This is a genomic window from Ilumatobacter sp., from assembly GCF_049588435.1.
Lineage (GTDB): Bacteria > Actinomycetota > Acidimicrobiia > Acidimicrobiales > Ilumatobacteraceae > Ilumatobacter_A.
Genome location: NZ_JBAVYV010000133.1, coordinates 1 through 17,078, shown reverse-complemented (window position 1 = coordinate 17,078; position 17,078 = coordinate 1). Strand labels below are relative to the sequence as shown.

Annotated in this window: 17 protein-coding genes and 1 riboswitch; of the genes, 5 read left to right on the top strand and 12 right to left on the bottom strand. The window is 67.7% G+C overall.

Annotated features, from left to right (window positions below):
- A partial coding sequence (locus WBV89_RS05160; RefSeq protein ID WP_423980267.1) for an SRPBCC domain-containing protein occupies positions 1-471 on the top strand: 471 nt, incomplete at its 5' end.
- Here the strand turns inward: WBV89_RS05160 and WBV89_RS05155 are convergent.
- The 8 genes from WBV89_RS05155 to WBV89_RS05120 form a co-directional block, all read right to left on the bottom strand.
- Complete coding sequence (locus WBV89_RS05155; RefSeq protein ID WP_423980266.1) at positions 472-2,262, bottom strand: hypothetical protein; 1,791 nt, start codon at positions 2,260-2,262, stop codon at positions 472-474.
- A gap of 63 nt (positions 2,263-2,325) precedes the next feature.
- The gene (locus WBV89_RS05150; protein ID WP_423980265.1) at positions 2,326-2,619 is read right to left on the bottom strand and encodes a hypothetical protein; all 294 of its coding nucleotides are present in this window, start codon (positions 2,617-2,619) and stop codon (positions 2,326-2,328) included.
- 53 nt (positions 2,620-2,672) lie between these two features.
- Positions 2,673-3,257: a GNAT family N-acetyltransferase gene (locus WBV89_RS05145; protein ID WP_423980264.1), complete on the bottom strand. Its 585-nt coding sequence runs from the start codon at positions 3,255-3,257 to the stop codon at positions 2,673-2,675.
- Complete coding sequence (locus tag WBV89_RS05140) at positions 3,254-3,934, bottom strand: ABC transporter ATP-binding protein (RefSeq protein ID WP_423980270.1); 681 nt, start codon at positions 3,932-3,934, stop codon at positions 3,254-3,256. Before WBV89_RS05140 ends, WBV89_RS05145 begins: the two co-directional genes overlap by 4 nt.
- Positions 3,891-5,633: an ABC transporter permease gene (locus WBV89_RS05135; RefSeq protein WP_423980263.1), complete on the bottom strand. Its 1,743-nt coding sequence runs from the start codon at positions 5,631-5,633 to the stop codon at positions 3,891-3,893. Before WBV89_RS05135 ends, WBV89_RS05140 begins: the two co-directional genes overlap by 44 nt.
- A gap of 16 nt (positions 5,634-5,649) precedes the next feature.
- Positions 5,650-6,804: a thiamine ABC transporter substrate-binding protein gene (locus WBV89_RS05130; RefSeq protein ID WP_423980262.1), complete on the bottom strand. Its 1,155-nt coding sequence runs from the start codon at positions 6,802-6,804 to the stop codon at positions 5,650-5,652.
- Between the two features lies 1 nt (position 6,805).
- On the bottom strand, positions 6,806-7,552 hold the full coding sequence (locus WBV89_RS05125) for a thiamine diphosphokinase (protein ID WP_423980261.1): 747 nt from the start codon (positions 7,550-7,552) through the stop codon (positions 6,806-6,808).
- A riboswitch (TPP riboswitch) is annotated at positions 7,545-7,657 on the bottom strand. It overlaps the preceding gene by 8 nt.
- Positions 7,658-7,660: 3 nt before the next feature.
- Entirely contained in the window at positions 7,661-8,398 is a 738-nt protein-coding gene (locus WBV89_RS05120) for a sulfite exporter TauE/SafE family protein (RefSeq protein ID WP_423980260.1), read from the bottom strand.
- 299 nt (positions 8,399-8,697) lie between these two features.
- Between WBV89_RS05120 and WBV89_RS05115 the strand changes: the two genes are divergently transcribed.
- Positions 8,698-11,016: a molybdopterin-dependent oxidoreductase gene (locus WBV89_RS05115; RefSeq protein ID WP_423980269.1), complete on the top strand. Its 2,319-nt coding sequence runs from the start codon at positions 8,698-8,700 to the stop codon at positions 11,014-11,016.
- Positions 11,016-11,465 carry a winged helix-turn-helix transcriptional regulator gene (locus tag WBV89_RS05110; protein ID WP_423980259.1) on the top strand — a complete coding sequence of 150 codons (450 nt, stop codon included), beginning with the start codon at positions 11,016-11,018 and terminating at the stop codon, positions 11,463-11,465. Before WBV89_RS05115 ends, WBV89_RS05110 begins: the two co-directional genes overlap by 1 nt.
- A 60-nt stretch (positions 11,466-11,525) precedes the next feature.
- Here the strand turns inward: WBV89_RS05110 and WBV89_RS05105 are convergent, their stop codons facing one another.
- The gene (locus WBV89_RS05105) at positions 11,526-11,897 is read right to left on the bottom strand and encodes a limonene-1,2-epoxide hydrolase family protein (RefSeq protein ID WP_423980258.1); all 372 of its coding nucleotides are present in this window, start codon (positions 11,895-11,897) and stop codon (positions 11,526-11,528) included.
- Positions 11,898-11,920: 23 nt separating this feature from the next.
- A complete protein-coding gene (locus WBV89_RS05100; RefSeq protein ID WP_423980257.1) occupies positions 11,921-13,381 on the bottom strand; it encodes an amidase in 1,461 nt (486 codons plus the stop codon).
- An 83-nt stretch (positions 13,382-13,464) separates the two neighbouring features.
- Here WBV89_RS05100 and WBV89_RS05095 point away from each other — a divergent pair, with 83 nt between their 5' ends.
- Positions 13,465-13,890: an antitoxin gene (locus WBV89_RS05095; protein WP_423980256.1), complete on the top strand. Its 426-nt coding sequence runs from the start codon at positions 13,465-13,467 to the stop codon at positions 13,888-13,890.
- Between the two features lie 16 nt (positions 13,891-13,906).
- On the opposite strand, the gene WBV89_RS05090 is transcribed toward WBV89_RS05095, so the two are convergent.
- Together WBV89_RS05090 and WBV89_RS05085 are read right to left on the bottom strand one after the other, a co-directional pair.
- Complete coding sequence (locus tag WBV89_RS05090; RefSeq protein ID WP_423980255.1) at positions 13,907-14,929, bottom strand: pirin family protein; 1,023 nt, start codon at positions 14,927-14,929, stop codon at positions 13,907-13,909.
- A 48-nt stretch (positions 14,930-14,977) separates the two neighbouring features.
- Complete coding sequence (locus WBV89_RS05085) at positions 14,978-16,387, bottom strand: DHA2 family efflux MFS transporter permease subunit (protein ID WP_423980254.1); 1,410 nt, start codon at positions 16,385-16,387, stop codon at positions 14,978-14,980.
- A 104-nt stretch (positions 16,388-16,491) separates the two neighbouring features.
- On the opposite strand from WBV89_RS05085, the gene WBV89_RS05080 reads away from it, so the two are divergent.
- Positions 16,492-17,078: DEAD/DEAH box helicase (locus WBV89_RS05080; RefSeq protein ID WP_423980268.1), on the top strand; the 587-nt coding region annotated here is incomplete at its 3' end.

The following is a 17,078-nucleotide window of genomic DNA, read 5'->3' as shown; positions in this document are numbered from 1 at the left end:
ACACCGACCAGTGCCCGGGTCAGCCGGGTCGTGCGAGGCGCCGTCGAAGAGGTGTGGCGGGCCCATCACGAGGCGGCGTTGATGCAGCGGTGGAGGCTCGGGCCCGACGGGTGGACGATGCCCGTGTGTGAACCTGCCGCCGAAGTCGGCTCCCGCTACCGGTACGAATGGGAGTCGACGGACGGTACCGATCGGTTCGGGTTCGAAGGCGAGGTGCTGGAGTCGATCCCTCCGCATCGCGAGGTGACGACCGAGGCGATGATCGGGATGGACGGTGCACCGACGCGTCACGAGATGACGCTCACCCCGGCCGACGGCGCGACGCTGCTCAGTGTCGTGATCACCTACCCGACGACCGATCTCCTCGAGCAGATCATGGCGACCGGCATGATCGACGGGATGGAGGCGTCGTACGCCCGACTCGAGGAAGCGGTCATCGGCACCGACATCGAGCGCACCGCCCGCGTGTGATCACCCATCGCCGTCGACCGTCCGGTCGACGGCGATGTCGCGTGGGACGATCCGCGGGTCGTCGATCACGTCCATCACGTGCTCGTGATCGAGCGCTCGAACGGTGCGGCCGAAGCCGTCGATCAACCCGCCGATCTCTTCGACGCTCGCGCCGTCGGCCAGCCGGGTCTCGATCAGTGCGAGCATCGTCTCGGCCAACTCGATGATCGCCGACTCGTCAGGCCCGGGCAGATCCTCGGGATCACCGGGTGGCTGATCATCGGGCGGCTGATCATCGGGCGGCTGATCATCGGTCACCTGGGTCCCACCGGTCGGCTCGGTCCCTTCGGCGTCGCCGCCGGGTGACGTCGGCGTGTCGTGTGCGGAGGCCGTGTGGGAGCGGAGCACGCCGACGCCGAGTCCGAACACGACCAGCAGTGAGGCGACGACCTCGATGTCGTCGAGCCCGAGGTCGGCCGTGGATGACATCCACTCCACCAGGCCCACCGTTCCGCCTCTCAGAACCGAGGTGGCGACCTCGACGCCCCCGATTGCCGCCGGGCCGAGGACGGCGCTGACGAGTTGGAGTGCGCCGACCGCGATGTCGACCGCCACGCGGGCATCGCGCCCGGAACGGTCGGCCGCACGTTCCACCTCGAGCTGTTCGTTCAGCGCGGACTTGCGGAGCGTGTCGACATAGTCGGCGACGTCGTTCGGTGTGATCCCGAGCGGGCCGTTGTCGCCCGCACCGATGACGGCGAAGGTCGGGATCGACGCGAGGAGGATGTCGAGCGAGGTCGGATCGCGCATCAGAGCGCCGAAGAGATCGAGCACCTCCGGATAGGTCCCGAGCGGGGTCTCTGCATCGACGAAGTCGAAGTCCTTCAGGTGCACGACCGAGTAGCCCGGCAACGACGTGATGAAGAACGGGACGTACTCGAGGACGATCCGGGTGATCGTCGGACTGAGATCGGTCGGAAATCCGGTCTCGTACGCGCGACGGTTGGCGAGCGTCACGAGATGCTGGAGGACGACGAAGGCATCGTCGAGGCGCGCGGCATCCCGGAACGGGACCGCCATCGCCGCATGGAGGAACCGCCCGACACGGTCGCTGTCGATCGTGGGCCACGCCATCAGCTCGGTCAACATCGTCAGGTCGACGGCGTCGAGCGCGGCGTGCGGGTGCCGTGCGAGAAAGTCGAGCATGACGTCGGCGCCGTATGCCTGGTAGTTCGACAGCAGGTCGACCATCGCCGAGGGTGATCGTGTGACGTCGCGCAGCATCCTGGCGACCAGCTCGGGCTCGAACCCCGCGAACGAGACGGCGATCGGGATCAGGAACGATTCGCTCGCCCGTTCGGCGACCCGGTTGACGAGATCGGCGTCGATCGACACCCGCACCGCCAGCTCGGCCGCCAGAAACTCGAACCGATCCCAGAACGGGTGGTCCATGTCGGGTCGGAAGTCGTCGTCGTACGGCACATCGCGTTCGAGCCGTTCGAACTCGTCGAGCAGTTCGTCGTCGCTCAGTGCGCGGTAGGGATTCGAGACCGCACCCGTCAGCCAGTCCGCGTACCAGTTCGATCCCGCGGGCATCGGCCGGTCCCCGGCGCGTACGAGTGGATCGGCCGCCTCGATCGATCGCACCGCGGTGAGCAGGCCGTCGGCGAGCATCGTGCGCATCTGCCGGACGGTCGCGATGGCGTCGGAAGCGGCAGGGTCGCTGCTGTCGATCGACGCCAGATCGTCGAGAGCGGCGCGGGTCTCTCTGACGAGCACCGACACTCGGTGCGGGTCGTATCCGACGATCATGATCGCTCCCCTCGGGGTCGGTGGCGGTGGGGGCCGCGGACGAGCGGCGAGGGGAGCGAGCGATCAGTGGAACGGTGGGAGGCGAGCCTCCTGTGCGGCACGGATGGCGGCTGTCACGAGATCGTCGGCGCTGCGTTCGAGCCGTTGGGCGTGGATGTCGAGATCGTCCGCGGCGTCGCGCACGGCGCGCTGGACGACCGAGAGCTCGATGCCGCATGCATCGGCTCGCGGTCCGTGCCATGTGTCGACCCCGGAGTACCGCTGGAGTGACATCGCCGGTGTCGTCCTCAGGCGCGCCGCCACCGTGCGGAGGTGGGACGCCCGCTGCCGATGAACGACTGCCTGCGCGTACGACATCGTGTGGTCTCGTCTCCTGAGTTCGTCGGGTGGATCGCCCACCCACGGGGTCGTCAGGTGGCCGAAGGGGAAATCGGGTACTCCACTCGGCGGTGTGGCAGGCCGGTCTCCGCGATCGTGAACACGTCGCCCATCACCGTGAAACCGCTGCGTTCGTAGAACCGGAGCGCGCCGAGGCGCGCATTCGCCCACACCAGCTCGGTCCCGTGCGCGGCCGCACGGTCGAGTCCGGCGCTCAACAGCCGTCGTCCGAGACCGATCCCGGCGAGCGATGGCTCGGTCGCCATCCCGCGGAGTTGGGTCAGCGGCCTGGCGTCGGACGTGGGCGAGATGCTCGTCGCGTCGCTTCTCGTGTCGGTCGTCGTGTCGCTTGTCGTGTCGGTCGTCGTGTCGCTTGTCGTGTCGCTTGTCGTGTCGGTCACGGTGTTGATCGTCGTGTCGATCGTGGGGGCGAGCCATGTCGAGACGGCGACGATCGCCCCGTCGAGGATGATTCCGAGGTGCGCGGTGGTGGGCTCGTCATCACCTGCCCACACGAGCTGCGCGTCGGGATTGCCGTCGCGCAGGACCCGCCGGCGCAGATCGTGCGTGTCGCCCGGTGCGAGGACCACGATCGAGCCGGAACCCGGGTCGATCACGGGGTGCCCTGGATGTCGTCGAGCATCACGTTCCGGTCGGCGATCACGTTCGCCTCGTCGACGTCGTGGGTGACGAGGATCGCCGTGGCATCGGTGTCGTGCAGGAGATCGGAGAGTTCGACGGCGAGTCGGTCGTGCAGCTCACGATCGAGGCCGGTGAGGGGCTCGTCGAGCAGGAGGACGGACGGCTCGGTGATCAGCGTTCGTGCCAGTGCGACGCGTTTGGCCTCACCTCCCGACAGCTCGGTGATCGGGCGCCCTCCGAACCCGTCGAGTCCGACGCGGGTCAGCCACTCGGCGGCGCGAGCGTTTCGCGTGGCCCGGTCGACCCCGGACATCTTGAGACCGAACGCCACGTTGTCGATCGTCGAGCGATGCGGGAACAGCTGGTTGTCCTGGAACACCATCCCGACGCTCCGACGATGGGTCGGCACACCCGTGACGTCGATCCCGTCGATCGACACGATGCCTCGGTCCGGCGTGACGATGCCGGCGATCACGCGCAGCAGCGTGCTCTTGCCGCTTCCGGACGGTCCGAGCAGCGCGACCACTTCGCCGCTCGACACCCGCACATCGAGGTCGTGGAGCACCACCGTGCCGTCGAATGCGACGTCGATCCCGTCGAGGCCGACATCAGCGCCGCGCATGATCGTCCTGCGTTCGTCGCTCGTCGACATGTTCACGCGGCGGTTCCGACAGCAGCCGTGTCGGCGATTCCGTCGGCAGCCGTGTCGGCGATTCCGTCGGCGGTTCCGTGGGGCGGGTCGGCGCCGCGACGGGGCGACGCCCACCCACCAGGTCTCCGGTGCGGTCGACGAGCATCACGAGCCCGATCGTTGCAGCGGCGAGGATGGTCGCGAGTGCATACCCCTTCGTCTGGAGGAGCGACCCGGTGCGACCCAGCAGCTGCTCGATCGCGATCGGCAGCGTCTCGCCACCGCTGCGGGAGAGGAAACTCGTGGCGCCGAACTCCCCGAGCGAGATCGCCGCTGCGATTCCTGCGCCGGTCGCGAGCGGACGCCACAGGTGGGGGACGACGATTTCCACCCACGCTCGGGTCGGCGACGCCCCGAGGGTCGCCGCCGCGAGTGACAGCTGCGGATCGACGGAGCGGAGCACACCGAGCGTGCTGCGCACCACGAATGGCACCGCCACGAGCGCGTGGCCCACCGGAATGATCCACCAACTGGCGCGCCAGTCGTACGGATCGCTGTCGAACGTGATCAGCATCCCGAATCCGATCGTGACCGCCGACGTCCCGATCGGGAGGAGCAGGCCGGCGTCGAGGAAACGGCCGGCCTTTCCGGCGGCGACGATTCCCAGGCTGGCGAGCGCGCCGATCACGACGGCGAACAGCGTGCTCCACGCCGCGATCCGCAGCGAGTTCGAGAGCGCGTCGAGCGGATCGAGGCCGAGGGTGATCCCGGGCCGGATCTCGGCGGACCCGAGCCCGGTCCAGGCATTGAAGGTCCATCCGGTCGGCGCCGACATCGACTTCACGACCAGGGCGACCAGCGGGACGACGGCGATCAGTGCGGTCGTGCCGGCGACGCCCGCGACCAGAATCCGCACGCGAGTCGTGCGTGGTCGTTGCGGACGGGCGAGTGGGCGCAGGTCGAGCGCACGGGAATAGCGTCGGGCGGCGATCGAGGACCAGATGGCGAGCAGCCCGAGGATCGCGAGTTGGAGCAGTGCGAGCACGGCGGCCTGGTCGATCTGGCCGAGCTGTGTCGCCCGTCGCCAGACCTCGACCTCGATCGTGCGGGTTCCGGCTGCGCCGAGGACGCGAATCACCCCGAACGACGTGAACGTGAACAGGAAGACGATCGCGGCGGCGGCGATCACGGCCGGTCGGAGGAGCGGCAGGGTGATCTCGCGGAAGACGGTCGACGGCGAGGCGCCGAGCGTCGCGGCGGCATGTTCCATGTCGGGCGGCAGATGTTCCCAGACCGCCCCGACCGTGCGCACGATCACGGCGAGGTTGAACACGACGTGCGCGCCCACGACCGCCCAGACCGTGCGGTCGAGCGAGTCGGGGAGCAGAGCCAGGAACGCGGCGCCCATCACGACCGTCGGAAGGACGAAGATCGCGGTGAGGAGACCGATCAGCAGGCGTCGTCCGGCGAAGTCGAAGCGGGCGATCACCCAGGCGGGCGCGAGCCCGATCACCACGGTCAACGACGTCGACACCACCGCCTGCCAGGTGGTGAACCAGACGATCGACCACGTTCGAGAGCGGCCGAACACCGTTCCGACGGACTCGGTGTCGACCGCCTCGACGATCAGGTTGACGAACGGCCAGGCGTAGAAGACGACGAGCCCGACCACCGGCGCGATGACCAGCAGCCCGACCAACCAGGCCGGGAGGCGGTTCATCACACCGGCACCACGGTCAGCCCAGGACGAGATCGGTCCACTCGTCGATCCAGATCTCCCGGGTCGCCTCGATCGTCGCCGGGTCGATCTCGCGACTCGTCTCTGGGATCACGGCGAACTCGTCGAACACCGGATCGAGTTCGGCATCGGCATTCGCCGGGAAGACGAACACATCGAGCGGCAACGCCTCCTGGAACGCCGGGGTGATCATGAAGTCCACGAGCTGTCGGGCCTCGTCCGGGTGCTCCGTGCCGGCGAGGACTCCGGCGAACTCGACCTGGCGGTAGCAGGTCGACTCGGCCACGCCGGTCGGGGCGGTGTCGAGTTCGGTCTCGGCATACAGCACCTCGAAGGGCGGGCTCGACCCGTAGCTGACCACGAGCGGTCGGTCGCCGCCCGCGTAGCTGAACTGTTCGTAGTAGGCGGCGGTCCAGCCGTCGACGATCGCGACACCGTTGTCGACGAGGTTCGTCCAGTACTCCTGCCAGCCTTCGCCGCCGTACTCGTCGATCGTCGCCAGCAGGAATGCGAGCCCGGGAGACGAGTACGCCGGATTCTGGACGACGAGCAGATCCTTGTACGCCGGATCGGCGAGGTCGTCGAGTGATGTCGGGGGATCGATCCCGAGCGATTCGAGCGCCGCGATGTCGTAGTTGACGCACACGTCCCCGAAATCGACCGGGGTGGCCTCGCCGTTCCGGACCAGGTCGGTGAGTTCACTCGGGATCGCGCCGAGGCCGGCCGCTTCGTACGGCTCGAAGATCTGCGAATCGATGGCGCGGGAGATGAACGTGCTGTCGATTCCCCACATGACGTCGCCCTCGGGATTGCCGGCGGTCAGCTCGGCCTTCGAGAGCATGGTGCCGGTGTCGCCCGCGATGAGGATTTCGACGTCGATGCCGGTTTGCTCGGCGAACTCGGCGAGCAGGTCATTGATCGCCGTTCCCTCCGACGGGAACGACTCGTAGGTCAGGAGGGTGATCGTCGAGTCGGCGTCATCGGGTGCATCAATGCTCGCCGGTTCGGTCTCGGGGCTGCTGCCCTCGGCGACGGGGGAGTCGGTCTCGGGTGCGGTCGTGTCGGTTGCGTCGGTTGCGTCGTCGGATCCGCCGCAGGAGGCGACGGTGACGAGAGCGGCTGCGATCAGTGCAGCGCTGCGGATGGGTGTCATGTCAGGACTCTTCATTCTGGGTTCGGGGGGTGGGTTCGGCGGTGGGTTCGGAAGGACTGTTCGCCGGGCTGGCGGTGTCGGCGTCGGCCGGAGGCTGCGAGTCGGCCGGGGTGTCGAAGATCGTGAGCACGCCACCGGACACGGTCACCGCGACGATGCCGTCGTCGGCGGTGACCTCGTTGCTCACACCGAGGCCGACGACCGGTTCGAGCCGGTGGCCCTCGAGTGGCCATCGAACGCCCGACACGCCGACCTCGTGGCAGGATTTGCCGATCGCGAGCAGCGAGAGCAGCGATCCCGGTTGCAGAGCGAGCTCGCGTCGGCCCGGTCCGTGGATGACGTCGAGGTGCTGACCGTTCCACCATCCGTCGAGGACCGGAACGCCGGTGAGTTTCCGCGCTCGCAGGGCGCCGAGCGCGGCGATGGTGTGGTCGAGTCGTTCGCCCCCGCCGACCATCGTCAGTCGGTCCGGATTCATGTCCGCAGCGAACGCGAGCGCCAACTCCGTGTCGGTCTCGGACTTGTCGGTCGGGTGGCGAGCGATCGTCGCGTGCGCGGTCGCCCACGCGAGTCCGCCATCGCTGATCGAGTCGAGGTCGCCGATCAGTCCGGACGGGCGCATTCCCGCCTCGAGTGCGACGTCGAGTCCTCCGTCGACGGCGAGCACGATGGCCGAAGGCGGGACGGCTCGGACGACGTGGTCGGGGAGCGGTGAGGCTCCGGTGACGATGACGATGTGTTCGTTCACGGTGATCGACTTCCTACGCCGGCATGATCCGGTTCAGGTTCTCGGGTCGGTGACGGCGTGTCACCCTCTCAGCCTGGCGTTCCGCAGACTCCCCGTCGGGTTGAAGCTTCACCCTACCGTCTTGATCGCGAGCGCACCGATCGACGCGACCAGCATCGCGATGACCGCGAGGTCGAACCCGCGGGCGGACACGCGGTTGCGGAGCCATGCTCCGACGGGAATCGACGCGAGGACCGGGATGCAGGCGAGCAGCGATGCGCCGACCCTCCCCGAGAGCTCACCCGACAACACGAGCACGGCGAACTGGGTCGACCCGGACACGAAGAACAGCGTGGTCACCGAGAAGATGTGGGCCCCGCGGGGGAGGCGGTAGCTGTGGATCCACGAGCCGACGATCGGCCCGCTGATCCCGATCGCACCCTGGAACGCTCCGGCCACCCCGCCGACGGCCGGTGCCATTCGACGCGACCGCTCGGGTCCGACCCGCAGGTCGGGCTTGGCGAAGAACGTGACGACGTAGCCCGCGATCGAGATGATCAACACGATCACCAACGGCTCCTGCGGGAGCGAGACGAACGCGACGGCTCCGACGACGGCTCCGAGAAATCCGGCGATCGCCAGTCGAGGCAGGTCGCGTGTCTCGTGGACGTGGCTGCGCTCGCGGAAGGCGAGCACCCCGTTGGCCAGCATGTTCGGGAATGCGATCGTGACCACCGCGGCGTCGAGGTCGACGAACAGCGCTGCGATCGGAATCGCGATCAGCGGCAGACCCATGCCGGTCACCGCCTTGGCGATCGACCCGATGACGACCGCGATCAACACGATCGTCAGCTCCGTCCCGGTCACGGCGTCGACCCTACGCCCGCTCGCTCACCGACACAGGGGCCAGCCGACGGTTCGGCGGGGCTTGACAGGTACCTGGTCTGTTTGATGAACTGACCAAATTCAACAAACGAACCATCGGCACGAACCGTCAACGGACCAGCACGGGAAGAACCACGGACCATCGACGGTCGATCGACGGATCGAGAACTCACCGTGAAGCGACGCCCGCAAAGGACACCATGAGCTCCAACAGCATTCCCGCCAGCGTGACGACCGGCAGCATGACCGGCAGCATGACCGGCAGCAGGGCCGGCAGCAGGATGTCGAACGTCGAGAGTGCAGCTGCGGAGTGGCACCAGACGGCCTGCATCCTGTGCTCGATCAACTGCGGAATCGAGGTCAAGCTCGATGGCCCGACGATCACGCGGGTCCGCGGTGACAAGGCCCATCCCGCCAGCGAGGGCTACACGTGCGAGAAGGCGCTGCGCCTCGATCACTACCAGAACGGTGCCCACCGCCTGACGAGTCCGATGCGGCGCCGACCCGACGGATCGTTCGAAGAGGTCGACTGGGACACGGCGATCGCCGAGGTCGCCGCCCGCTATCAGGATGTGATCGACGAACACGGCGGAGAGAAGATCTTCTTCTACGGCGGCGGCGGCCAGGGCAATCATCTCGGCGGTGGCTACGGCGCGGCCACCCGCGCAGCGCTCGGCATCACGTACCAGTCGAACGCGCTCGCGCAGGAGAAGACCGGTGAGTTCTGGGTCGACGGGCAACTCTTCGGCCGATCGAGCTGCCACACCACCGGCGACTACCACCACGCCGAGGTGTCGGTGTTCTGGGGGAAGAATCCGTGGCAATCCCACGGCTTCCCGCAGGCGCGCAAGGTCCTCAAGGCGATCGCCAACGATCCGACGCGCACGATGATCGTCGTCGACCCGCGCCGCACGGAGACCGCAGATCTCGCCGACATCCATCTCCGACCCGTTCCCGGTGGTGACGCCCACCTCCTCGCCGCGCTCGTGAAGGTCATCGCCGAGGAGCATGCGGCGACCAGTTGGCTGGCCGAGAACACGAACGGATTCGACGAGCTGCGGGCCCACCTCGCGGCGGTCGACGTCACCGAGTCATGCGCGAAGGCCGGCACGCCGGAGGAGCAGGTTCGTGAAGCTGCCGCAGTCATCGGACGGGCGACGAACGGGGTGTCGATCTTCGAGGACCTCGGCATCCAGATGGCACCGCATTCGACGCTCAACAGCTACCTCGAGAAGCTGGTCGTCCTGCTCACCGGAAACTTCGGTGTGCGGGGAGGGATGAACCTGCACACGCGTTTCGCATCGCTGGGCGGCGGGGGAGGCCCGCGCAAGGCTGGTGGCGGGGTGCCGTCCACGCCCGTGACCGGTCACCGGCTGGTCACCGGTCTCGTGCCGTGCAACGTGATCCCCGAGGAGATCATCGGCGACCACCCCGATCGATTCCGCGCGATGCTCGTCGAGTCGGGCAACCCGGTCCACTCGCTCGCCGACAGCCAGGCGATGCGCACGGCGCTGCGCCAACTCGACTTCCTCTGCGTGATCGACGTGGCGATGACCGAGACCGCCCGCGAGGCGGACTACGTGCTTCCGGCCGCGTCGCAGTTCGAGAAATGGGAGTGCACATTCTTCAACCTCGAGTTCCCGAGCAACTACTTCCACCTCCGTCGTCCCGTGTTCGAACCGCTCGATGGCACCCTGCCCGAGTGCGAGATCCACTCCCGACTGTGCCGGGCCCTCGGCGCCTACGACGACGAGGTTCTCACCCCCCTCACCGAGGCGGCCGCCGCGGGCCGCTCGGAGTACACCGCAGCGCTCGTCCAGTTCATGGTCGACCACCCCGACCTGGGCAAACTTCTCCCCGTGGTCCTCTACGAAACCCTCGGGCCGACTCTGAGGACCGAGGACGGCGTCGACGCATCGGGCGCGGCGGCGATCTGGGGCCTGTCCCAACAGGCGGCCGGGTTCTGGCATGCCTCGATCCGCCGGGCCGGAATCGACCCCCAGGGCACTCAACCGCTCGGCGAGGCCCTCTTCGAGCAGGTGCTCGCGAATCCGTCCGGTCTGATCTTCTCGACCGACGACTACGACGAGACGATGAAGCGACTCTTGACCCCCGACGGTCGAATCAACCTCGTGATCCCGTCGCTGCTCGACGAGTTCGATGCGCTCGCTGGCGAACCGAGTCCGGTCGCGGCGGACGAAGCGTTCCCGTTCGTCCTCGCTGCCGGAGAACGTCGGTCGTCGAGCGCGAACACGATCTACCGCGATCCGTCGTGGCGCAAGCTCGACAAACAGGGCGCGCTGCGGTTGTCGCCGGCCGATGCACAACGTCTCGAACTCACCGACGGGGACCGGGCGCGGGTCGTCACCAAGCGCGGCGGCGCGGTCGCGTTCGTCGAGATCACCGACACGATGCGCGATGGCCACGTGTCGCTCCCGAACGGATTCGGGCTCGATGCGTGGCCGGGCACGTCGTCCGACTCCGTCGGCATCGCTCCGAACGAGCTGACATCGAGCGAGGACCGCGACTGGTTCGCCGGAACGCCGTTCCACAAGCACGTCCGGGCGCGGATCGAGCGCGTCGAACAGGTGGCGGATTGATGCGTCGCACCCGCTTCGACGACTGGCCGTGCCCGATCGCGCGGACCACCGATCTGATCGGTGATTGGTGGACGCCGCTCGTGATGCGCGAGGCATTCACCGGAGCTCGGCGTTTCGGCGACTTCGCCGAGCGACTCGACATCCCGAAAGCGGTGCTGACCGCACGTCTGAATCGACTCGTCGACGAGAGCATGCTGGTGCGAGTCGAATACCAGCAGCAGCCGCTCCGATACGAGTACCGGTTGACCGAAAAGGGGCGCGAGTTCTGGATGGTGCTCGCCGCGATGTGGCGGTGGGGGAGCGACTGGCTCTGGGACAGCGACGAGCCGCCGGTCGTGTTGAAGGACCGCGAGACCGGGGAGATCGTGAAACCACTCGTCGTCGACGAGGCGACCGGGCGGCCCCTCGACGTCACCAGGCTGCGAATGGGTCGGAACCCCGACGCCTGACGCGAAACCGTCCGGGCGCGCACCGCCTCCACGAGGTCGAACGGCGGCGTCGCGATGTCGTCAGGACGTGGGGAGTTGGTCGCGGTAGGTGGCGAGGTCGAAGTAGTCGCGCCAGAGGGTGATCTTGCCGTCGTGGACCTCCCACACCCCGGTCACCGGCATGTCGATCCAGCCGAACGGCATCTCGAACCGGTCGAGTCGTTCATTGAACACGAGCGGCCCTTCGGCGGCCTGGCGGTACACGACCCACTCGACGCTTCCGGCGGCTCCCAACATCGGTTCGAGCAGGGCGCGGATCTCGGCGGGACCGTGCACCTTGCCCATCGGGACGTTGTCGTACTCGCAGTCGTCGGCGACGAGCGCGATCGCCCCGTCGAAGTCCTTGCGTTCGAGGGCCACGATGAAGGCGGTGACGGTTTCTGCTGGTGTCATTGCCCCACCGTAGACATCGGGGGTCAGGATGTACCGCCCGGAAGTTGGAAGCAGCCGGTGGCCTCGATCTGCGACGCGACGCGGATCAGGACGTCTTCGCGACCGTACGCGGCCACGAGTTGCACGCCGACCGGGAGTCCGTCCGGGGTCGTGTGCAGCGGCAGGCTGATCGCCGGCTGACCGCTGGTGTTGAAGGGCGGGGTGAACGACACGAACTGTGCCGCCCGTTTCATGCCCGCCATCGGATCGCCGGGTTGCGCGAGGTGTTCGCCGATCTTCGCTGGGGGCTCGGACAGCGTCGGGCTGAGCAGCAGGTCCCAACCGTCGGCCCACCAGGACTGCATCGATCGTCGATACTCACCGACGGCCGCGAGCGCTCCAGCGAAGTCGGTCGCCGTCATGTGCTGCGCGAACTGTGCCATCGCCCAGTTGACGGGTTCGACCTCGTCCTCGGTCAGATCCCGCCCGATCATCCGACTGCAGGCCTCGACCGAGAGGGCCATGTTGGTCGCCCAGATCGCCATGAACCGACTCGAGAACGCCGCATCCTCCAGCACCTCCGGGTGTGCTTCGGAGACGTCGTGGCCGAGCCCTTCCAACAGGGCCGCTCCCGCGCGAGCGGCGGCCGCGCACTCGGGATCCAAGTGTTCGCCGAGCGGGTGCTGCGCGAGCAGTCCGATGCGCAGTCGGCCCGGATCGACGCCGAGCTCGTCGACGTACGGGCGTGTCGGCGCCGGCGCGATCACGTTGTCGCCCACTCCGGGCCCGCTCGTGGCGTCGAGCAGCGCGGCGGTATCGCGCATCGATCGCGTGACGGCGAAGTGGACGCCGAGACCCGACTCGTCACGATCGGGACCCATCGTGATCCGGCCCTGCGACGGCTTCAATCCGATCAGTCCGCAGCACGACGCAGGGATCCGGATCGACCCGCCGCCGTCGGAAGCGTTCGCGATCGGAACGAGCCCGGCCGCCACAGCAGCCGCCGATCCACCCGATGAGCCGCCGGGGGTGTGATCGGTCGACCACGGGTTGCGGGTCGGGCCGAACGACAGCGGTTCGGTCACCGGCAGCGAGCCCAGCTCCGGGCTGTTCGTCCGGCCGAGGGTGATCAGGCCGACATCGCGGAACCTCGTCACGAGCGTCGTGTCGTAGGTCGAGATCGGCATCTCGTCACGCAGCCCCGCGTTGCCGTTCGTCATCGGATGCCCGATCGAATGGGCCCAGAGGTCCTTGAGCAGGGTCGGCACGCCGGCGAAATGCGGCAACTCCTCACCCGCGGCGTGACGACGATCGACCTCGACGGCCGCTTCTCGCGCATCGTCGAACCAGCGGATGACGACCGAGTTCAGTGGCTCGTCGAACGCGTCGATCCGTTCGATCGCGGCATCGACCAACTCGGCCGCCGACACCTCGCCGGAGGCAACGAGTTCGGCCTGCGCGGTGGCATCGAGCCAACGGGTGGATTGTGCGATCGATGATGTCATGTCCCGTTGATAGCACCCGTGAGCGGTCCGACCGTCCAGCGAACGCCCGACGGTGGTGTGGAGCGATTCGTTACCCTGGATCCATGGGAATCTTGAACACGCGCAACCTCCGCAAGGCGAAGGACCTCCTCGAGAAGAATCGGCACAAGGTCGGTGACGCCGTCGAGAAGGCGGGCGGCACGCTGGACAAGGTCAGCAAGGGCAAGACATCGGCGGTGACGGCCAAGGCCTCCGATGCGGCCAAGAAGTACTCGCAGGGTGCTGCGCCGAAGTACGGCACGGAGATTCCGGTCGATGCGACCTTGGACCGCGAGATGCGTGCGCAGGATTCCGCTGATTCCCAGCTTCGTCAGACCCAGGCGACCGAGACCGCCGCCAACGCGGTCAAGGGCGCTGCGGACGCGCTCACCAACCTGATGAACAAGGCATCCGCCCAGGCCGAGAAGCACACTGCGACCAAGGCGGGGTCGGCCGAGAACTCCGGCGGGAGTCCGACGTCGCAGGAGTAGTGGTCAGGAGTAGCGGTCAGGCGTCGGCCGTCGCCGCGTACTCGACGCGACCGTCGGCGTGACGGGCGAATCGGGTGTCGTCGTGGCCGTGCGTCGGGTCGGGCCGGTCCCACGGCCAGCCACCGAACTGCGTCTCGCGATAATCGGTGAACGCCTGACGGACCTCGTCCTCGGTGTTCATGACGAACGGGCCCTGCTGCGCGACCGGCTCGCCGATCGGGCGGCCCTGCATCACCAGCAGTTCCGTCGCGCCCGAACTCGTGATCGACAGCTCACGCGCCGCATCGACGACCGCACCGGTCGACGGACCGACCGATTCGCCGTCGATGTCGATCCCGTCGCCCTCGAAGACGTAGAGCACCCGCACGACACCCTCGGCGGCAGCGGGCATCGTCCACGTCGATCCCGGCTCGATCGCGACGTGCCAGAGCGCCACATCGGCATCCGCACGGGACGCGTAGGAGGCGGGCGGCGGGGTTGGCGGCTCCGTCACGCCGTCGGGACCCTCCAACGCGCCGGCGATCACCGTGACGGTGGTGCCACCGTCGATGTGGCGAGGGACGTCGTGGTCCCACAGCATCGTGAAGTGCGGGTCGACCATCTTGTCGGCCGCCGGCAGGTTCATCCAGATCTGGAACATCTCCATGGTGTTCGGCTCGTCGTCGTTCACGAGCGGAAACATCTCGGCGTGTTGGATGCCGGCGCCGGCCGTCATCCACTGGACGTCGCCGCGCCCGAAACGCGCGGTGGCGCCGAGCGAGTCGGAGTGGTCGATCAGCCCACGACGGACGAACGTGATCGTCTCGAACCCGCGGTGCGGGTGCTGTGGGAAGCCGGGGACCTTCGAGCCGTGGTACATCCGCCATCCGTCGATCGGCTCGAAGTCCTGGCCGATCGAGCGCCCGTCGAGCGAGGCGTCCGGTCCCAGTTCGCCGTCGGCTGCCGGGTACGTGTCGAGGTGATGGACGCAGAACAGGAACGGATCGATGGTCGGCCATTGGAAGCCGAGCGGAACGGTCTGGATCACAGCTGATTCCATCTCCTCAGGATATCGTCTCCGACAATGATAATTGCGGACGCAAGCAAATCAGACGGGCGCGGGAGCGAGACCGCGGGTCGCCGCGACGTCCTCGTCGTGGACGAACCAGCTCGTGACGGCTGCGGGCAGCATGATCAGGCCCATCGCGAGGAACCCCCACTGGTAGGCCGGGAGCCGATCGATCGCAGGTGCGCTGTCGCCGCCGACCGATGACACCTTCGCGGCGATCACCGACGCGGCGATCGCGACTCCAGCGGCGTACGCGATCTGGCGCTGCGTGTTGAACAACGCCGTCGCCCGCCCGGTTTCGGCATTCGAGATCGTCGCATAGACCGCCGTCTGGATCGAGACGAAGACCATTCCGACCGCGGCGCCACGCAGCGCCGACCCGCACGCGATCATCCAGAGCGGGGTGTCGAGGTCGACGAACACGAATCCGCCGGTGAAGAGCGCGGTCGCGGCGGACCCGGCGATCATCAGACGACGGGGCCCGACGGCCCGGTAGACGCGCTTGCCGAGCAGGTTCGACACGACGAAGATCGCCAACGCCTGGGGTGCCTGCACCAGACCGGACTGTGTCGCGCTGAACCCGCGCAGCGTCTGCATGTAGAGCGGGAGGACGAAGATCCACCCGAAGAAGCCCGCATAGACCATCGCGGCCGAGATGTTGACCACCCGGAACAGTTGGTTGGCGAACAGGCGCAGCTGGAGCAGCGGCTGGTCGAGACCGAGTTCGATCACGATCAACCCGACGATTGCCGCGACTCCGATCGCGCCGGTCGCAATCGTCTGCGTGCTCAGCCAGCCCTGCTCCGGGCCGGTCGAGAGGGTGTAGATCAGGAGCGAGACGCCGGTCGCGGACAGCACCAGCCCGCGCACGTCGAGTCGTCCGGCTGCCGCCTGGATCTCCTCCCGCAGCCAGATGACCGCGAGGGTCAGAGCCAGGGCTCCGATCGGCAGGTTGACGAAGAAGATCCAGCGCCACGAGATGTTGTCGACCAGCACGCCGCCGAGCACCGGGCCGATCGCGGGTGCGACGACCGCCACGCTGAGGACACCGACCGTCGCCGTCGATCGTTCCGCGAGCGGGAATGCACGGAAGAGCATCGCACTGCCGATCGGCGTGATCAGTCCGGCACCGAGGCCTTGCAGAACGCGGAACGTGATGAGGGCCTCGAGGTTCGGCGCGGCACCGCAGAGCCCCGAGGCCACGACGAACACGGTGAGGGCGGTGAGGAACATCCGCTTGGTTCCGAATCGGTCGCCGAGCCATCCGGCGGCCGGGATCATCGCGGCCAGCGCGAGCAGGTACGCGATTGCGATCCATTCGATGTCGGTCGACGACACGTCGAACTCGCGAGCCAGCGTCGGGAGTGCAACGTTGACGATCGTGCCGTCGATGATCGTCATGAACAGCCCGACGATGTAGACGACCATCACCCGGTAGCGATATTGCACACGGCGGAACCTACGCGAAAGCTCGGCATCCTGTGCGGGTGGGAGCGCACGGTGGCGAATCGCAACGCCGAGCTGCAGCCGCGGCGATCCTCGCCGACGATCGGCTGAACTATCCACCGAACCTCCCGATCACCGAGCGTCACGACGAGTTGCTCGAGGTGCTGCGTGTTCACCAGGTCGTGATCGTTGCGGGGGAGACCGGGTCGGGCAAGAGCACCCAGATCCCGAAGCTGTGCATCGAGGCCGGACGGGGTGTCGCCGGCGTGATCGGCCACACCCAGCCCCGGCGCGTGGCGGCGCGCACGATCGCCGAACGGGTCGCCGACGAGCTGGAGACCGAGGTCGGACGCGACGTCGGCTACTCGGTCCGCTTCACCGACAACATCTCCGCCGGGACCCTGATCCGGGTGATGACCGATGGCATCCTGCTCGCGGAGATCCAGCGCGACCGCATGCTCAGTCGGTACGACACGCTGATCATCGACGAGGCGCACGAGCGCAGCCTCAACATCGACTTCATCCTCGGCTTCCTGCGACAACTCCTTCCGCAGCGGCCCGACCTCCATGTGATCGTCACCTCGGCGACGATCGACACCGAGCGCTTCGCCACCCACTTTGCCGGCGCGGACGGTGTGCCCGCGCCGATCGTCACCGTGTCGGGCCGGACCTTCCCGGTCGAGATCAGATATCG

Coding starts and splice junctions, on each gene's coding strand:
- WBV89_RS05155 (WP_423980266.1), bottom strand. CDS start 2,262: ATGATCGTCGGATACGACCCGCACCGAGTGTCGGTGCTCGTCAGAGAG.
- WBV89_RS05150 (WP_423980265.1), bottom strand. CDS start 2,619: ATGTCGTACGCGCAGGCAGTCGTTCATCGGCAGCGGGCGTCCCACCTC.
- WBV89_RS05140 (WP_423980270.1), bottom strand. CDS start 3,934: ATGTCGACGAGCGACGAACGCAGGACGATCATGCGCGGCGCTGATGTC.
- WBV89_RS05135 (WP_423980263.1), bottom strand. CDS start 5,633: ATGAACCGCCTCCCGGCCTGGTTGGTCGGGCTGCTGGTCATCGCGCCG.
- WBV89_RS05130 (WP_423980262.1), bottom strand. CDS start 6,804: ATGACACCCATCCGCAGCGCTGCACTGATCGCAGCCGCTCTCGTCACC.
- WBV89_RS05115 (WP_423980269.1), top strand. CDS start 8,698: ATGTCGAACGTCGAGAGTGCAGCTGCGGAGTGGCACCAGACGGCCTGC.
- WBV89_RS05110 (WP_423980259.1), top strand. CDS start 11,016: ATGCGTCGCACCCGCTTCGACGACTGGCCGTGCCCGATCGCGCGGACC.
- WBV89_RS05105 (WP_423980258.1), bottom strand. CDS start 11,897: ATGACACCAGCAGAAACCGTCACCGCCTTCATCGTGGCCCTCGAACGC.
- WBV89_RS05100 (WP_423980257.1), bottom strand. CDS start 13,381: ATGACATCATCGATCGCACAATCCACCCGTTGGCTCGATGCCACCGCG.
- WBV89_RS05095 (WP_423980256.1), top strand. CDS start 13,465: ATGGGAATCTTGAACACGCGCAACCTCCGCAAGGCGAAGGACCTCCTC.
- WBV89_RS05090 (WP_423980255.1), bottom strand. CDS start 14,929: ATGGAATCAGCTGTGATCCAGACCGTTCCGCTCGGCTTCCAATGGCCG.